This window comes from Nitrospiria bacterium, assembly GCA_035517655.1.
Taxonomy (GTDB): domain Bacteria; phylum Nitrospirota; class Nitrospiria; order JACQBZ01; family JACQBZ01; genus JACQBZ01.
Genome location: DATIYJ010000064.1, coordinates 35,475 through 52,451 on the forward strand (window position 1 = coordinate 35,475; position 16,977 = coordinate 52,451).

Consider the following 16,977-nt stretch of genomic DNA (forward strand, 5'->3'; position numbering starts at 1 on the left):
AATCGCGTTACTCTTTTTTCCGCAATCCAAACACCTTCTGGAAATGGGCGAGGGCCAGACGTTGGGCGTAATCGAAAAAAAGCCCGGCGGAATAATGTCCCGTGGGAAGCATGACCATCGAGGGTTCGCCGGCGGCTTTCCAGAGGGCCATGGCGTACCGTCGTCTGATCACATGGTCAAAATAAGCGTTGATCATCAGGATCCGGTTCGGATCGAGTCGGCTGGCATAGGTGAGGGGATCCACGTTGCGAAGGCGATGTCCGACCTCGGCGAGAAGCTCCTCCGGAGTCAAGTCCTCTTCTTCTTCGATCCGGTCTCGGAGCGAGACCACGGTGGGCTCCGTGGATGAGAAAAGGATGCCGGCCAAGTCTCCGCCTCCCAGAATAAAAACCCCGGCCTGGATCCTCGGGTCCGCTCCGGCGACGACGCTGCTGATGATCGCCCCCATACTGACTCCGACGATCCCGATGCGCTGGCGGTCCACAAAAGTCCGGGCATCGAGCCAGTCGATTCCTTCCATCACGTCGATCACGTCGTCCCTCAGCAGCGATTCAAAGCGGGTCAGCGCATCGTCGCTGTTTTTGGCCAGGACCAGATGTCCGTGACTCTGGAATCGGAGGCAGATAAACCCCTCCTGGGCAAAAAAATGGGCCATCTGTTTCGTGTAGTACTCGCCCTGCGTGATCGGGTGAATGATGACGACGGGAGCGGTCTGAATGTGATCGGGAAGATACAGGAAAGCCACGTGGTGTTTGAATTGGAGCTTTTGTATCGTGTAGCCGTCGCGATCCCGTTGGGAAAGGAGCCGGGGAGCCGCGAGGGACGGGTCGGTGTGGAAATAATCGGGATCGATCGAAGCGACGGGCGGCGATTCGGAACGAGTGCTGTACTGGCCGTAATAAAGACAGCCGGTCAGGGTGATGACCAGGGCGAAGAACGAGGGGATCGTAAGGCGACGGAACATTGACATGGATTCAGATTAATTGTTTGATGAGTTCTTGCCAGGCCCGCGTGGCGACCTCTTCAAAAGTGATCGGTCTTTCTCGGACGTCCTCGCCGGCGAGCGTAACCTCGGAGGAGGCCTCCCAAGCGACCTCTCCCGATCGGACATCCCAGATCTGGGCAAAGACCCGAAGCGTGGACGATCGGGTCTCCAAAAACCGTATCCCCAAAAACGAAAATCGGGTCGAGGTGTCCTGTGTATATTGTAGCAGACTGAGCTGGATCAGATAGCCCACCCCGAGGGCTTCACCGATTCGATTCAGACTTTCTTTTCGCAAAATGCCGGATGTCTCGTAATCCCGGATCATATTGGTATATTCATCCGCCAGATTGGCACGGTTGAGAAGGCCGATGGCCTCCTGGGGCGGAATTTGCGGGATTTCCGGATGGATCGTCCGCAGGGCCTTGGCAAAGGGGTCGCCCAGAACTCTTCGATATCCGTTCCCACCGGTGGCCGAAACGATGCCGACCTTGCGGTCTTCAAGATTCTGATGCGTGAAACGTGGGGCCCGTTCCAATTCCATCGCATTGGAATGGAACTGCGTCAAAGGGCCGGCGCAGGCCGCAAGTCCGATGCACAGAGTGATTCCGGGGAAAATTTTTTTCATTCCGACTCTGAAAATGGATTGGAAACGCACAATGGGAGGCAGTATACCTTGTTTAGAGGCTTTCTGTCATCGGTCTCTGACGCGATGCGGCGGATCGAGTCCATCCGTCATTTTCTCGAGGATATAGGTCAGGTAGTCCTCCATGTACGGGCCGTTGAAGGACATAAACGCCTCATAGGCCGGGGAGGCGTAGTATTTGTCCGAAATAACGTAGCCGACGTAGCTGTCCGAAAAACCGACGACCATGGCTTCGAACCCTTTGGTCCGGGCGTACTGCTTGAGCGTTATGCCGATCTCGGAGCCCAGGTCGCAGGGGACTCCGAAGAGAAGAGTTGGGCCGATTTGGACGACTTGGATCAACGCGGTGTCGCTCAGCAAGGCCCGCCCCATCCAGACGGGCAGACGGCGGGAGGCGTTCAGTTTGATTTGCGGCGGCGGGAGTTCCATCCGGATCATCCGGCTGGAAATTTCGACACGGTCTTGGGCCGGCTCGCGGCCCCCGGCCCTCTGGATCCGTTCGGCCAGGTCCCGCCCCATCCGTTCGGCGCGCTCAAAAACATTGTGTCCATCGGGAGGCCGGGGTCGTTGATCCGCCACGGCCCCCGAGGTATAGAGGGCGACAAGATCCGGATCGTCCGGTTTCACCCGTTCTTCAAGGACGCGGCTCACCACGGCCGGAAAGTCTCCCGAGAGCAAGCGGTTGGTGCTGCGCAGCAAGGTGGGATGAGCTGAAAAGTTGACCAGATAGGCCAGGGTCCGGCCTTCCGGCGATTTAAACACCAGAAAGCTCAACTCCGGATCGGTGGGGCCTCCCTTGATCATGCGATTCATGATCCGGTCCCCCGCATCGACGCGGCCGTAGGACACGGAGGCCGGCCGAAGACGGCGATACGCCTGGACCGCGGCCCTGGCCACACGGCTCGTCGTCATTTCAAAAATGCCGTCGTTGTAAGGCCCCGCCGCCAGACTTTCCCAGAAACGTTTTCCGAGATTTCCCGGCCCGGAATGGGTATGCGTGGCCGAAATCAGCAGATGATCTTCCGGGATCGGAATCTCGGCGCGGACTTTTTGAGAGATGGAATAAAAAAAATCGTCCGTCACGGCGAGAAGATCCACGCTCACCAGAACGACCGTCTCCCGGTCGTCGGACATCGCGAGCGCGCGGGCCATGATGGGGTCGTGGACGCCGGTGGAAATCCGGGCCCCGTAGGCGGCCAGCGGAAGGCCGACGGGGGGCGTGATCTCGATTTTCGCCGTTCCGATCCGGAAGGGACCGCGGGCATGTTCCGCCGGCGGGGTCCGGGGCAACGCGTCCAGCGTATGGGCGGTTCGATGAAAGAAGGGCTGTCGGTCGATCGGCGTGTAATCGATGGAGAGGCATCCGGTCAACGATAAGGCGATGACGGCGAGAACAAAGCAACAGATGTGTTGGGCCCGGCCCGTTATCATGGATCAACCGCAGGTGTGGTTGCGCGCGCGGGCCCCGTTCTACGGTCCGCTCTTAATCAGTTCGATGAGGGCTTGGGTGACCATCGGGGCCATCCTCGAGCTGGTGGAAAGCGTTTCCTCGTAATGGTCTTTGGAGCCGCACCGGTCGACGCCGAAAACCGGCGCGGGATGATAGGTCGGAAAAACAAAATCGTTGGCCGGAACAATGTAGCCGAGTTCGTCGTTGGCGAGGCCGAATAAAAACGAATACGGAGCGGTCAGAAATTCCTTTAGGACCGGTTCTCTTGCGACGCCGGGGTGGGCGGCCGCGATCCGTTCCTTTCCGATCCCGTCGATGCTTTTTTTCCGGTCCGTCACCTTCCAGCAGGTATCCGTGTCCTCCAGATAGCCTCCCAGCGCGATTTCCGGGAAGAGCTCCCCGGGCACCGTGATCATCTGCGCCAGGGCACGATCGATCGTCCCGGGCTGAGGGCTCTTGGCGTCCGGCCGTCCCCGGAGGGTGATGAGATCCACCTCGGTCTGGACATCCTGTCCGACGGCGGGGAGTTTTATCGGCCGGCCGTCCGTGTACGTTTCGCGTTGAATCACGCCTTTTGAGATGAGGGTCTGCAGATAGCGGTTGTCCAGCGGCAGCATGAACGTTTTTGTCTTCACATCCAACCCCTCTACGGAAACCGGCGTCGACCCCCGGAGCGATTCCAGGACGGCTCCGGCGATCAACTCTCCGATGCGTTGCATCTTTTCCCAAGACCGTTGCGGCAAAACCGTTCCGGACTCGTCTTTGACCTTTGTACGCAAGGTGGTCATGAGACCCCCGACCGCGCCGTTGATGTAAATGGCGATGCCTCCGATGCCTTGCACCGTCCGACCCTGAAGGGTGAACCCGCCCTTTTCGATTCCTTCGCGCAGATAGTGGGGAAAGTCGGATGAGATCAAACTGCCCTGACCGCCCGATGTTTCCGGATGGATGGCGCCGTTTACCACGGTGGCGATGGTATGCCCCTGTAAATCTTCCAGTCGCAGGACGTTCAGGCGCTTGTCGAGCACGATCGGATCCCGCAGATCCGCGATAATCTGTCCGTACGACTCCGGCAGGGTGGTTTCGGCGAGCGAGAGACGGGCCGGCTGGAGCCGGCGGTCGGCTTCGCGAAGCGCCGCGAGGGTCTGGCTCCGTATATACTGCATCAGGCGCGGATCTTTCCCGTCCGTGAACGGATTGGGTCCCCAGAGTCCGACCGTGTCCGGACCTTCGTGCGTGTGCGTGCTGGCCACGATCAATTGACGGAACCCCAGATCCGCCGCTTCCTTTCGCATCGCCTGGACTTCCGGGTACAAATATCCCACCACATCGAGGGCGACCAGGGCCAGTTTCACATCGCCGGATTGAAGGATCAGGACCCGCGTCCAGAGCGGATCATGCACGCCGGTGGCGGTGTAATACGATTTTTTATGTTTGAACCCTGCGAGAAACGGTCCGTCCCACTTTCCGTTATGATTCGTGTCTTCAAACCGGTCCGACGGGGCGGACGGATTCAGGGGATTCGGCGCGTCGTAGCGGCCGTTCCCGTTGTCGTCCGTGTAAGGTTCCTGCCAGAGACGGCCCTGTTCATCCACCGGCGTGATGGGAAGCGCGGCGGCGCCGGCCAGCAGCGCGGGCGCCGCGGGCGTCGTCGGTTCTTGTGCGGGGTTTGGAAGGGCCGGGAAGGCCGGCAGGAGCGACAGGACCACAACGGCGATCGTTAAACGGGTCATTCCCAATAGGTTCATTGCTAAATTATAGCACAGACCATTTCCGGTAAGGCGGTTTCGGGCCTTGTGTAAAAAATAGAATCCTAAGCGGCCGAAGGATCATTTGGGTGGAAGCACTCTTAAGATCGAACTGTTGTATAAAAGTCCGGCTTCACTCTGATCCATCAGCCCGTAGGCAAAAAGTTCGAACAGGAACGCCGCCTGGAACGCGTAGGCTCCTCGATCCGTAGGGTCGCAGGCCGGCACGTTCTGAAGGTCCATCTCGGGTTGCCGCGATGATATAAATTTAAAACCCTTGGGGCATTGAACGTGTTCATATCCATCATCGTCGGAGTGACGGGCCTCATGAATCAGCGTGTAAAGCCTCTCCAGGGGGCTTGTCCGGGTGAAAAAAACGTCGCCCACGATGAAATCCCCCTTGTTCTGGTTCACGGCGACGGTCCAGGAATTACGGTACGAAATGTTGTGGATGCGGGCTAACAGCCAACGGGAAAGCTCCGGGCCGTCGAACGGAAAACCGAACAGCTCCTTGAAACGGGTCAATCGGCGATACAGATCGTTCTTGATTTTCAAATCTCCGGGCTTCAGCGACCGGAGTTGATTGATGGTCGACTCCAGATCGAGAATCCGCTCCTCCGATAGTCCCGAAAGCGCGATATGGTAGTTCTCCCAGTAAGGCTCCCTGGCCGCGACGGTCCCCGCGTCGAACGCAACAAGGAGGAAGAAGAAGCAGGCGGAAAACGCGATCCTATTCATGAGCGACCGCGGTTTGTGTTTTCCATTGAACATTGGATTCAACATCATTAGAAATAATAATTGATCCCCGCCGACCATTCCTGAAGGCTGTTCAGAATGCTCCACCCCGCCCGGACGTCGAAATTCTGAGCGATCGCATAGCGCGGGACGATCGAGGCTTTATAATAATGGGATTCCCGTCCCAATGGAAACGTCAGGTAGTCTCCCGCGATCTGGATTCGACAATCGCTCGTGAGGTCGATCAAGGCTCCGACGGTTCCGCCGCCGCCGAGCCGATAGCGGCGATCGAGGCCGTTGGAGAGCTCCATTTGCAGATCGATCAGCGAATAAAAAAGGAACGGGGAGAAGAAGCGCGGTTGATATGCTGTTCCGATTCCATAGTTTCCCTTGAACGAGTTGCAGTAACCGCAATCCAAATCCTTGATCGTGTCCACGCCGACGCTCAACGTCCAGGATGGTTTGTTGAAGAGCGGATCGTAGGGCGTCAAGGAGACGATGTCGATGAGTTTGAAGCTGTCGATTTTTGTTTTTTCGGATGCATTATAGCGACGGGCGGTCAAGTCCAAAAACAGGATCTGCGAGTCCTTGCCGTAGCCCGTGTCTTTGGCCAGCAGATCGTGATAAGCCGGCCGGATGGAGACCTCTTCAAAAAGTTCATTTCCGTTTCGGCCCATTCCGAGTCCGACCTGCGCGCTTCCATGGCCCAGCTCCGGCGGCGTGGAGAAGCGTGTCGTCTCCTGCGGCTCCTCACGCCGGTAGTCCAACTGGCTGCGCTCCAGAAGAATTCGTCTTGTCGTCGGGTCGATTGCGGCGGCGGTTCTCGCCTTCTGCATGTTTTTGTATTGGGCATAATCCAGATAAGCGTCCAGGATCAAGGCCTTCTCCGGTACCGTCAGGTCGCGATAGTCCTCGCGCTCGGTAACGGAGGCGTCTTCAACCAGTCGGTAAAAGATCGCCCTTTCTTTTTCGGACATTCGGATCCGCTTGTCGTTCATCTGGCTCAGAAGAGAGGGGCGGTATACCACCTTCCGAATCAAGCCGTTGTAGCGGGTGAGCGCTTTGATCGTGTCCGCCGGGATCACCTGGAAGACGAACTGATCCGTCAAGTGAAGATCGGGATCGGCCACTTCCAATAACGAGAGGATGTGATAGGAGCAGTTTTCCTGAAAATAATAGTAATCGAAATAGTTCCCGCCCAACTCCCAGAGATGAAGCAGGAGATAGTTCATCTGATCGTCGGTCAGGTTCAGCTCGTATTCCCACAGGTCCCGGCTTTCGAGGTTATTGTATTCCTGGACTTTGACGTAGTAGGGAAAAAGAGAAAAGATTCCCTTAAAGCCGCCGAACAGTCCTTTGACGATGTAGATCAGATTGTTGTTCGTATCGGCCACGGCCGCGTAATTGACCCCGTAATCGAGGAGTTTCTGCTCCGGGCCTTCCCGCTTCTTGTCGATTCGCAAAAAGGTGTGTCCGAACATCGAGGCCGGGTTGTTCATATAATGGGAGGCAAAAACAACGGTGATTTTCTCCGGGTTGAGATCCTTCAACCAGCTCTCGAGGCGTTCGCATCGTCGTTCCGGAAGCCGGGCGGGATCGAAGGCGAGCCGGGCCTTGAGCCATTTGTAGCGCGCCGGGAAATTGCACTGGGGATGTTCCTGGCCGGGTTTCAGGTTTTCAATCGGTTTGAAGAAATTTTTGAGGGTCGCGATCAGTTCAGCCTCCGGATCGGTCTTGCCGGTCGGCGAATTGAAAAATTCGGGGCCGTCTTCCTGGCTCTCGTACGCTCCGAAGGTCGTTTTCTTGTAATGAACGAGCAGCTGCCAGTATCGTTTCTGGGCCAGACCCTGTGTGCGGGCCTGCCGGATCAGCTCGTTTAAGTAACTTTCTTGATCGTCATTGGGCGTCTCACCGGCGGCCAAGGCCAAAGCGCCGTTCCACGCCAGTATGAACGCGGCGATCCCAATGAGAAATTTTGTCCGTGACATGGAACGGGAAGTGACGGCGCCGCCGGGTCTCCGGGCGGATAAAAAAGGGGATACGATCATCTGCGTCGGACGGCAAGAATGATCGTACCCCCTGAGGTTTAAGGCCTTCTTTAATTGGTGCAGGTCGTCGACAACTCGGCATCCTGCGACACCACGCCCCGGACGGCGGTGAGCACTTCGATCGGTGTCGTCGAGTCGCTTGCAAAGATCGCTTTGTAATTTTGTTGCGCGACGGTGTTGAAGCGGGGCTGCTGGACGGTCGGACAGCCCATCAACCCGGCCAATGCGGCCAGTTGTTCTCCGTTGCCGGTTGCCATCTCTTTGGCCAAGCCGGAGAAGTTGTTCGCCACGAACTGCTCCTGTTCCAGTTTCGCCGTATCAAATCCCTGCGCGTCGCAATTTGAAGTTCCGGACGAAATTCCGAACGCCTGATTCATAGCCGTATTGTTGGTTGTCGCGGCTAAAATCTGGACAGGCCCGGAGGTATTTCCGAAGATCAGTGAGCCGAGTCCGCAGCCGGCATCGCCGTAACCCGCAGCGAATGCGGATGAGGAAAATAGGATCGTCCCAATTATCGCCAAAATATATTTCTTCATTTGACCCTCCTATAAGATTTGATTGTCAGGCCAACTCGGTAATCCGCTTCTCGTTCAAGTTAGATTTTGGGACAGGCGGCAACAAGCACCGGGTCGCCGGTCAGGCCCTTCTTAAGAGAGGCCAGCATTTGCGACGGGCTTTCCTGCTCACTTGTAAAAATGGCGTTGTAGTTTTCTTTGGTGAAGGTTGCAAAATGTTGCGTCTGGTTGGCTGAGCAGCCCATGAGGCCGGCCAAGGTGTTCAGGTTTTCTCCTTGACCTGCCGCCATTTCTTTTGCGAGACTGCTGTAATTATTCTCGACAAACACGTTCTGTTCTTTCTCGGCCATTACGAGACCGCTTTTTCCGCACCCTGATGTACCCGATGTCATTGCGAACGTCTGGTTCCAAACAGAACTGTTTAAAATCGTAGCACCCAACTGAGCCAGGATGTCATTCTTCTGTATCACTTTCCCCCCCCAACCGCATCCGGCCGCGCCGTACCCGGCTGCGAATACGGTGGGAGCGAACGTCAAAGATACAAGCAGTGCAATCAACAGAGGGTACTTTCTCATTGATGACCTCCTTATTGGATTGTTGATGTTTGCCTCCGACTTCAAAACTCCGAACGTCCGAATCAATACATCCTCTTTTGGTGCTTATGCTTTATACAATTCTGGTCCGATATTGTCAAGGAATATTTTGCCGACCTTTGACCCGATGAGGATTCACGGTGCTTTTAATAACTGTTTCCAACCGTAAGATAGGTCTGGCGCTCGCCTCCTTCATCCAACCCTTTGGCGAAGCCCAGGCGGACCCGGACCGGGAGCAGGTGACCGAGGATCGTGTCCATTTCGACTTCGAGACCGACCCCTCTTCGAAAATCCGAGAGCGACGTGTTTCGATCCCAGGCGTTCCCGATGTCAAAGAAAAAATCGGCGTGCGTTCTTTGCAGGAAGAAAGGCCAGGTGCTGACGCCGTGCTCGATATTCTGCAGAGGGAACCGATACTCCACCGTCCCGATCGCGGCCTTCTGGCCGCGAAGCAGCCGGGCCGGATAGCCGCGAAGGAAGAAATCGGTTTGTTCCGGGTCGAGAAATTCCTCGGCGACACTGGGCCCGCCGATCTGGAAGGCTCTCTGAATCAGTTGATCGCCCGTCGCCAGTCCACCGGTCAGGCGCGCGGCCAGGACATGATGCGGGAAGAAAAGCCCCTGGTACTCGTGCCAGCTCGCGAGGTAGCGGCTTTGATCAAAATCGCTTCCCAAGCGATGGTCGAACCGCTCGTAGCCGGCCAGCAGCCGTCGCCCGTCCTCGGGGCTGATCGAAAAGCCGTACTCGTGCGCCGTGTCCCATTGCCAGACCAGACGGAGGCCGCTCAAGTATCCTTCCTCGGGTGCCGTCGTGCCCGCCGGAATGTCGGTTAGACTTGAAAGCCGCTGGAGTTGATAACCGAAGGTCACGGACTGCGCGCGTTGAAAGAGGTTTTGTAGGATCGTCGCGTCCAGATCCAGACGCTGTTGCCGCTCCCAGTACGAGACCGTCTCGTTTGTCCGGTCGGTCAGAAGATCGGTATGCTTCACGGCCAGATCCGAAATTCCAACATGGAAAGAAGGATAAAAAGCGTCGTTGACATACTGCAGGGAGTAAGCCCCGCGGTGTGTGGAAGTGCCGTAAAGCGCGGCCGCGTCAAATTTGTGTTTGCCCAGGACGTCCATCCCGCCCGTGGCCGCGCCGATCTGCGATCCCGACTCGTCCGATCCGAAGATCGGCGTCCAAAAACGCGGCCGCAAGGTGGGCCAGGGCGAATAAGGCGCCGCGCTTGTTTCAGGATGGGCGTCTTGGACCAAAGGAACGGGCTTCGGGTCCCGCGCCGGCATCTCGAATTTTTTCCAACTCCTCGGGTCCCACGGCATCCGGCGCAGGTCGAATCCCTCGCTGCTGTAGCCGGAGAAGAGGATTTCGCTCCCGTCCGGAGCGACTTCCGGCGTGAAAGCTCCGCCCAGGACGTTGGTGACCTGGAAAAGCTCGGAGGTCTTCACCGAATACGCGAAAAGATTGTAGATTCCGGTCCGGTCTGATGAAAATAGGACAAAGTTTCCATCCGGAGACCAGGTCGGCGAGAGGTCCAGAGCCGGATCCATCAGAATTGGAACGATCTCACGGCGATCGATATCGAGCAGGTCCAGGCCTTGAGCGCCGTTTTTCCAGACGCTGACCGCGACCCTTTTTCCATCGGGAGACCACCGGGGTTGAAGCCAAATATCATCCTCACCCGCCCAATCCAGGGCTTCCGACCGGCCGGAGGTCAGGTCAAAGAGGACCAGACGATTTTTACCCAGCCGATTCTCAACGCAGATCAGCCGGTTTCCGTCCGGGTGGAAATCCGGGTCCCGCAGCCGCGCCCCCCGGGTCAGCCGCCGGAGTTTCTTGGATGAAAGATCGTAAAGGTAAAGATCGCTGTAGACCGAGTTGTTTCGGTGGATTTCCATTTGGGAGAAAACCATCCGCCGCCCGTCGTACGACCAGGAAAGGGTGTAGCCGTAGTTTCGGTCGATTAAAAACCGGTCTTGTCCGGTCTCGGGGTCGATTTGGTGTATGGACGGATACTCGTGAGGATTCACCCGGGTGTACGCGACACGATGGTCTTTCGGGTTCGTTCGCGGGCCGAGCACATAGTCTCCGAGATGGGTGAGCGGGCGGCTCGTCGCGAAACCCGTCGCCTCCAATGCGTTCCGCTGTTGCCGATACGCGGCCGTCAATTCGGCCTTCCAGTCTTCCCAGAGGCCATCGTAGGTCTGACCGAGCACCTGCCGGCCGTTTGTGCCGACGAAGAAGGGGATGACCCGCCCGCTGTACCCGAGACTCAGATCCTTCAGCGCGCTTTCCCCGAATCGTCGCGCCAGGTAGTCGTAGAAACGGGCGCCGAAAATGTACTGGATTTGATGGTCCGGCCAGGTGTCGAGTCCGCCGGCCTGGTCCAGCGTTGGAAACCGGTTTTCCAGGATCGCCATCCGAAGGACCATGTCGGCGTACGCGCTGTCCCGGCGGTCGCTCACGCCCGTCGCCGTTTCTTCATAGACCGCCAACCCCTCGATCAGCCAGTCCGGCTGAAGGATGTTTGGGATCGCGCTGTTAAAAATGAGAAAGGGGACCGGCTGCCGACCGAAAATCCTCCGTATCAGGGCCGGAAAGCCGGTGTTCATATCCAATTGAAGGATATGGACGTATTCATGCGTGATGACGTCTCGGAGCCAGTCGTCGTACCTTTCGAGAAAGGGGAGAGAGTCCGCCAGCGGCGGGGTGAGGGCGATGTAAATGGTGTTGTTCGGGAACGGGGTGGCCGAGCCGGAGACGGAATCGTCGTTGTCGACCAGGACAAGGTGCGTCGCTTCGGCCGGCTCCCAACCCAGCTTGGGCGCGAGGATCGAATGGATTTCTTCCGCGATCCGGGCGGCGCGCCGCGCCCCGTCCTCTTCCCCTTGATGAAAGTAAACTCTGAAATGCGGTGTCCGGAACACATTCCAGGTGAGTGAAGGATCAAACTTCGGTCCGGCGAGGAGGCTGATCGCGCAGCCGGAACAGAAAAGCCCCAAGAGGGTTCCCATGATCCATCGATGAACTATTTTAGGAATAGCGTTCGTCGGGTTGGTTCCAAAAAGAATCCCCAATGGATCGGAGGTGTGACACGTACCGTCAAACTTTGTCTAACGTAACCCGTTCTTTCGGTCCTGTCAATAAAAAGGTCCGTTCAAAACCCCTTGACAGCGCACGCGAACTGCCGTATGATAATTCCCTCCGTAAGCGGACGGCTATAGAAATTTGGCGGACTGCCAAAAACGACCGAGCCCCAAACGACTGTTGAGGGCTTTTTATTTTATGACGGCCGGGCCCTTGGCGTCTTGCCGATCGGGCGATCTGACGTGATGACCCTGCGGTAATATGATGAACGAGAGGTTGGTTCATGGAAGTCAAGGTTTATCAAGAAGGCCTTGAGAAGGCGATCAAGATTCTGAAAAGGAAGATGGCCAAGGAAGGCATCTTTCGCGAGCTCCGTCGTCAGCAGGCCTATGAAAAGCCGAGTGTCAAGAAGCGCCGAAAACGGCAGGACGCCCGGAAGCGACGGCTCAAGGCGGAACGCCGCGGTCGGTGACGCGCCCGTTCAATCTAATCGCTCGGGCGGACATAGATCGGGTTTGAAAAAACCCACGGCCGCCACCGTCCGCTGATCCTGAGAGAAATCTGGACTCGATACACACCGGCGTCTTCAACCGGAACGTCCAGATGCGCCGTTGTCGCCGTCCGGATGACCGTTCCGTTCCGGACAAGCTCCATCAATCCCACCACGGGGCTATCCGCCGTCAGCTTCAGTCCGGAGTTCAGCCGAACCTCATCTCCTTGAATGCCTTGCAAGGCATCGTTGCCCGCCCAAAAGACAAACCCGGTGGCGTCCGAAAGAGAATCGAAGGCCACATAGGCATGTCCGGCGACCAAGGCCTGCAGGACAGCAGCCTCGGTCAATTCCTTCGCCAGGATGTGGGTCCGGACGAAGCGGAAACTTTGTCCGTACGGATCGATTTGGCGGCCCAGGATCCGGATGTTTTGATGCGCGTCGTTGCCGGCGATGCCCGTCCATCGCCTCTGTTGAGTCCGTTCGTCCCATTTCTTAAGATAGGCGTCCGGCCGGTCGAGAATGGATAGAAACACTTGATCGGCATAGTCGCCGTAGGAGTAGCCGATATCGAATAAATATTTCGGGAAGCGCCAGGGGTGGTCGACCGCGTCGTCCAGAAGGTCGTAGATCTCCATCCCGTCGATCCCCGGCGAGTCCCAATCTTTAAAACCCCCGGAATGAGCGACAAAGGCCAGCCCCCCCTGCTGCTTCGCGCGGTCGATGATCTGGGCCATGGTCAATGGTCTTGGATCCAGATAGTCTTTGAGCCCCAGCACGAGCACGCTGTTGCAGGTTTCACCCGTGTAGCCGGCGCACCCTTTGATGATCTCGGAACCTCGAAGCACCAGGATATGATCGTACCATCCCTCGAAGCCCCGCGTATAAATCCGGGGGTTGTTGTGGTCGGTCGTGATCACAAAAGCCAGCCCGGCTTGTTTGGCCGCGGCCACGATTTCATCCATCGTCCCTTTGCTGTCGTGCGAGAGCAACGAATGGACATGAATCACGCCGGGAAAGTCACGGTAGTCTCCGACCGGCGGAACCGGCCGCCGGGTTTCCTGAAGCCCCTCGATCTGCTCCCGTTGCGCCTGCCAGAAGGAATGGGTGGTGCATCCGCCGGACAGGACGACGGTCATGAGAACGGCCAGGACCCGTGATTCCCGACGGGGCATCAGGCGTCCTTTCCGAAACGGGTGTACGGGCAGATGTTCTGGTACGCACAATACCGGCAAGCCATGTAGGAGGGCCGGGCCGAAAAATCTCCCGATCGTATTCCGGAATAGACCTTGCGGATGGCGGCCGCCGTTTTTTCCAGATCCTCCTCCGTTTTTTTGGCACGGCCGACCCGGCCGGACTCCAGGAAATGAAGCTCCACGCCGTCGGGGATTTTCCCGTATTGTTTCCGATAGGCCAGGGCGTAGAGGGACAACTGAAGGCTTTTTCGGGTTTCCTCATCCGCTTTTTTCTGGCTCTGGACGTTGGACGACTTGTAATCGATCACGCGAACCTCACCGTCGACTTCATCGATCCGGTCCCACCGGCCGGTTACTTTGGCGGACTCCGGACCCGAATCATTGAAAAATTTAAACCCTTTCTCGACCGCGGCCGGCACGATGACGGAGGCTTCCTCGTTCTGGAAAAATCGCCGGAGCGTTTCACGCCCGGCCGCCAGTCGCCGCTCCTCATGTTCGCGGCTCAGGAAGCCGTCGTTGACCCAGGCGTTTTGAAAGACCTGCAGAAGTTGATCCAGCGGCATGGGCTTTCCCGTCATTTTTTGGCGAAGGAAGGCCTGGACCGCCGTGTGCAGCGCGCTCCCGTACATCACCGTCGGGGGACGCGGGACGGGCGGCCGGATCAGATGGGCGAATTTGTATTTCAGCGGACAGGTGAGATAATCGTCGATCTTGTAATAACTCAAGACGGGGGACTCGGCAGGATGGTAGGCCGCGACGTTGGGATCGACCGGCGGCCCGGCCAATCGACGGATAACTTCCAGGGCCGCCGAACGCCGGATCGGGATCGTTTTTTCATCCACGTCCAGCGCTTCCAAAACGAAGCGGCTGACCCGGCGGGGTTTTCCGCTTCCGTAATCCCGCGCCGAAGTGAGATACAACTCTTCTTTGGCCCGGGTCATGCCGACGTAAAATAAGCGCCGCTCCTCCTGAAGATGGAAGTCGCCGGCCGGCAGTTTGTCCTTGATCAGCGTCTCCGGAAAATCGATGGGGTCGCCGCGTTCGCGGCTGGGGAATTTCTGTTCCACCAGGCTCACCATGAACACGACCCGAAACTCAAGCCCCTTGGCCTTGTGCACCGTCAGAACGCTCACCGTGTCCTGATCCGTTTCGATTTCGGCCACCGCCGGGTCGTCGCCGGCGCGGATGAGCGCGTCCAGGTAGCGGATGACCTGCGGGACCTGCTCGTGCTTAAGAACGGCCTCGATCCGACGGATTTTTTCAAAAAACTCCCCGATGTTTTTGATCTTGAGTTCGGATTCCAGGGACTCGGCCTTGGTCAGCTCCGTCAAGTACCCGGTCCGCTGGAGAAATCGGTAGAGAAGAATGGAAGCGGCATACCGTCCCGATTCCTCCCGAAAGTTTCGGATGTCCTGAAGCAGTCGGGTGATGACGCTCATGGCTTCACTGGAAGCGGTGAAAAGGTCCGGTTCGTTTCTAAATTGTGAAAAAACCTCTTCCAGTCTCAATTTTTTCCGGTCGGCCAGGTTGGAGCATCGGATCAGGGTTTCCATGTCGAGACGATAGATTTCGGATGCGGCCAGTTGGTAGAGGCTCAAACTGTCGGCGGGGTCGGCCAGGACCCCGAGGAAGGCGGCAAGGGTCCGGACTTCCTCCCGTCGGTAAAGCCCGCGGTTGCCGGTGAACGAGTATGGAATCCGCTTCATGTTGAGCGCCCGCATGAACGGTTCCGCGTCCTGATTCGCCCTCACCAGGACCGCGAAATCCTTGTAGAGATAATTTCCCGTGTCCACTTTTTCCTCGATCGTACGGGCCACGGCGTCGGCTTCGGCCGAGACGGTATCGTAGGCCAGATGAAGCACCGGCACGTCGCCCGGGCGGTTGGCCATCAAGCGCTTGTCGATCGCGTTCCGGACCTCCAGACGATCCGGATTGTTGAAACGGATCAGGCGGTAGGCGGCGTCCAGAAGGGTTTGAGTGGAGCGGTGGTTTTCGGTCAACACCACCTGCCGGGCGTCCGGGTAGTGCTCCATGAAGTTGAGAATGTTGCTGATCGCCGCCCCGCGGAATTTATAGATGCTCTGATCGTCGTCCCCGACCACGACGATATTTTGATGGCGCCGGGCCAGCAGGCGAACCAGTTGGAACTGGGTGTAATTGGTGTCCTGGAATTCGTCTACCAGGATGAAACGAAACCGGTCCTGATACCGCTGCAAGATCATGGGGTGGTTCCGAAAAAGGTTGAGGGGCTGCAACACGAGGTCCCCGAAATCGACCCGGCCCTCTTTCATCAAAAGACGTTGGTAAGCGGCATACGTCCGGGCCAGTTCCATCTGCTGTTGCGCGAGTTCCGCAAGGTTTTTATCTTTGGGTTTTCGCCGGGCCCGCTCAACCAAGCGTTCGGCAAAAACGAGATACTCGTCCGGACCGACGTCTTCATCCTTGGCCCGCGAGATGAGCGTCAGAATCGCCTCGACGTGTTTCGTGGGGTTGCCGAGCGGCCGGTAATAATCCAGCTCGAATTTAAACAGATGGTCGAGGAAAAAAATCACCTGTTCCGGACGGGAAAGAACCTGAAAGTCGCTGGTCAGGCCGAGTACCAGACCGTGTTCGCGCAGGACGCGCTCTCCGAAGGAATGGAACGTGCTGATGTGATAACCGAAGGCGCCCATCGGCACCAGTGTGTCCACGCGTTCTTCCATCTCATGGGCGGCCTTTTCGGTGAAGGTCAGGGCCAGGATCTCCTCCGGCCGGGCCGTTTGAGTCAGGATCAGGTGGGCGATCCGGTGGCTGATGACGAGCGTCTTGCCGGTTCCGGCGCCGGCGATGATCAGGAGCGGGCCCTTGTCATGCTCGATCGCCACCCGCTGTTGGGCCGTGAGGTCCATGGCCAATTCTACTTTGGGCTACGGTCAATGTCAAATTGTGAACACGGCGGCGGTCACGGTGGAAAAAACTTTGAGGGCTATGTTACCGTTTCACATTGGGATGCGAAGACAACGCTTAGAGATTATTCTCCGAACGTGGATACCCATGACGAATACCTCAGAAGGCCATAGTGTTTCATGGGTGCTTCGCAACCAAACTTTAATGTTCTCTGACACCATTCTTCACTTTTGGCCTTGCTTTACCCAATCAATCCCCGACCCTTGCATACATCACACCAACGATCTACCGAATCATCCCCACCCTCACTGGCGGCACACGCGCAGCATTTCGTGTCACTAAACTTCAATTCAATTTCGGATGGGGCTTGATCATGTTTGACATCTATACATAGGTGCCCACATTTTCGAATAAAAACCGGATTCTTATCCATGACTCGTCTTCTTTTACTTACGACGTAGCCCATCTACATACCAAATGTTAGTGGATCAGTTCCTTGCCCCAATAGCTCTATTAAGGATTAGAGTCGAGTCCTGAATTATCAGTTTTTCGATGCTTCAGTTTCGCCGGCCGTTGGTGATGAACCTTTTATTTTTATTTC

General features: G+C 57.1%; 12 protein-coding genes. 1 reads left to right on the forward strand and 11 read right to left on the reverse strand.

Annotated features, from left to right (window positions below):
* Positions 1-7: 7 nt before the first annotated feature.
* The 9 genes from VLY20_11915 to VLY20_11955 all read right to left on the reverse strand — a co-directional run bounded on the left by VLY20_11915 (position 8) and on the right by VLY20_11955 (position 11,731).
* Positions 8-964: a prolyl oligopeptidase family serine peptidase gene (locus tag VLY20_11915; protein HUK57352.1), complete on the reverse strand. Its 957-nt coding sequence runs from the start codon at positions 962-964 to the stop codon at positions 8-10.
* Positions 965-974: 10 nt separating this feature from the next.
* Positions 975-1,610, reverse strand: a complete 636-nt coding sequence (locus VLY20_11920; GenBank protein HUK57353.1) for a hypothetical protein — start codon at positions 1,608-1,610, stop codon at positions 975-977.
* Positions 1,611-1,676: 66 nt separating this feature from the next.
* Complete coding sequence (locus VLY20_11925) at positions 1,677-3,059, reverse strand: neutral/alkaline non-lysosomal ceramidase N-terminal domain-containing protein (GenBank protein HUK57354.1); 1,383 nt, start codon at positions 3,057-3,059, stop codon at positions 1,677-1,679.
* Between the two features lie 39 nt (positions 3,060-3,098).
* Positions 3,099-4,811: a hypothetical protein gene (locus VLY20_11930; GenBank protein ID HUK57355.1), complete on the reverse strand. Its 1,713-nt coding sequence runs from the start codon at positions 4,809-4,811 to the stop codon at positions 3,099-3,101.
* A 96-nt stretch (positions 4,812-4,907) separates the two neighbouring features.
* On the reverse strand, positions 4,908-5,564 hold the full coding sequence (locus VLY20_11935) for a hypothetical protein (GenBank protein HUK57356.1): 657 nt from the start codon (positions 5,562-5,564) through the stop codon (positions 4,908-4,910).
* A gap of 47 nt (positions 5,565-5,611) precedes the next feature.
* A complete protein-coding gene (locus VLY20_11940; GenBank protein HUK57357.1) occupies positions 5,612-7,549 on the reverse strand; it encodes a DUF4105 domain-containing protein in 1,938 nt (645 codons plus the stop codon).
* A gap of 110 nt (positions 7,550-7,659) precedes the next feature.
* Positions 7,660-8,145, reverse strand: a complete 486-nt coding sequence (locus tag VLY20_11945) for a DUF3015 family protein (GenBank protein HUK57358.1) — start codon at positions 8,143-8,145, stop codon at positions 7,660-7,662.
* Between the two features lie 59 nt (positions 8,146-8,204).
* A complete protein-coding gene (locus tag VLY20_11950) occupies positions 8,205-8,699 on the reverse strand; it encodes a DUF3015 family protein (protein HUK57359.1) in 495 nt (164 codons plus the stop codon).
* A gap of 164 nt (positions 8,700-8,863) precedes the next feature.
* Positions 8,864-11,731, reverse strand: a complete 2,868-nt coding sequence (locus tag VLY20_11955; GenBank protein ID HUK57360.1) for a BamA/TamA family outer membrane protein — start codon at positions 11,729-11,731, stop codon at positions 8,864-8,866.
* A 356-nt stretch (positions 11,732-12,087) separates the two neighbouring features.
* On the opposite strand from VLY20_11955, the gene rpsU reads away from it, so the two are divergent.
* Positions 12,088-12,276, forward strand: a complete 189-nt coding sequence (gene rpsU, locus VLY20_11960) for a 30S ribosomal protein S21 (GenBank protein HUK57361.1) — start codon at positions 12,088-12,090, stop codon at positions 12,274-12,276.
* 14 nt (positions 12,277-12,290) lie between these two features.
* Here the strand turns inward: rpsU and VLY20_11965 are convergent, their stop codons facing one another.
* Positions 12,291-13,469: a CehA/McbA family metallohydrolase gene (locus tag VLY20_11965; GenBank protein ID HUK57362.1), complete on the reverse strand. Its 1,179-nt coding sequence runs from the start codon at positions 13,467-13,469 to the stop codon at positions 12,291-12,293.
* Positions 13,469-16,378 (reverse strand): ATP-dependent DNA helicase, encoded by a 2,910-nt coding sequence (locus tag VLY20_11970; protein ID HUK57363.1) that lies wholly within the window; start codon positions 16,376-16,378, stop codon positions 13,469-13,471. Before VLY20_11970 ends, VLY20_11965 begins: the two co-directional genes overlap by 1 nt.
* Positions 16,379-16,977: the final 599 nt, after the last annotated feature.

Excerpts from the sequence above, each read along its gene's own strand:
- VLY20_11915 (HUK57352.1), bottom strand. The coding sequence starts at position 964 with ATGTTCCGTCGCCTTACGATCCCCTCGTTCTTCGCCCTGGTCATCACC.
- VLY20_11925 (HUK57354.1), bottom strand. The coding sequence starts at position 3,059 with ATGATAACGGGCCGGGCCCAACACATCTGTTGCTTTGTTCTCGCCGTC.
- VLY20_11945 (HUK57358.1), bottom strand. The coding sequence starts at position 8,145 with ATGAAGAAATATATTTTGGCGATAATTGGGACGATCCTATTTTCCTCA.
- VLY20_11935 (HUK57356.1), bottom strand. The coding sequence starts at position 5,564 with ATGAATAGGATCGCGTTTTCCGCCTGCTTCTTCTTCCTCCTTGTTGCG.
- VLY20_11955 (HUK57360.1), bottom strand. The coding sequence starts at position 11,731 with ATGGGAACCCTCTTGGGGCTTTTCTGTTCCGGCTGCGCGATCAGCCTC.
- VLY20_11940 (HUK57357.1), bottom strand. The coding sequence starts at position 7,549 with ATGTCACGGACAAAATTTCTCATTGGGATCGCCGCGTTCATACTGGCG.
- VLY20_11970 (HUK57363.1), bottom strand. The coding sequence starts at position 16,378 with ATGGACCTCACGGCCCAACAGCGGGTGGCGATCGAGCATGACAAGGGC.
- VLY20_11950 (HUK57359.1), bottom strand. The coding sequence starts at position 8,699 with ATGAGAAAGTACCCTCTGTTGATTGCACTGCTTGTATCTTTGACGTTC.
- VLY20_11965 (HUK57362.1), bottom strand. The coding sequence starts at position 13,469 with ATGCCCCGTCGGGAATCACGGGTCCTGGCCGTTCTCATGACCGTCGTC.
- VLY20_11930 (HUK57355.1), bottom strand. The coding sequence starts at position 4,811 with ATGACCCGTTTAACGATCGCCGTTGTGGTCCTGTCGCTCCTGCCGGCC.
- VLY20_11920 (HUK57353.1), bottom strand. The coding sequence starts at position 1,610 with ATGAAAAAAATTTTCCCCGGAATCACTCTGTGCATCGGACTTGCGGCC.
- rpsU (HUK57361.1), top strand. The coding sequence starts at position 12,088 with ATGGAAGTCAAGGTTTATCAAGAAGGCCTTGAGAAGGCGATCAAGATT.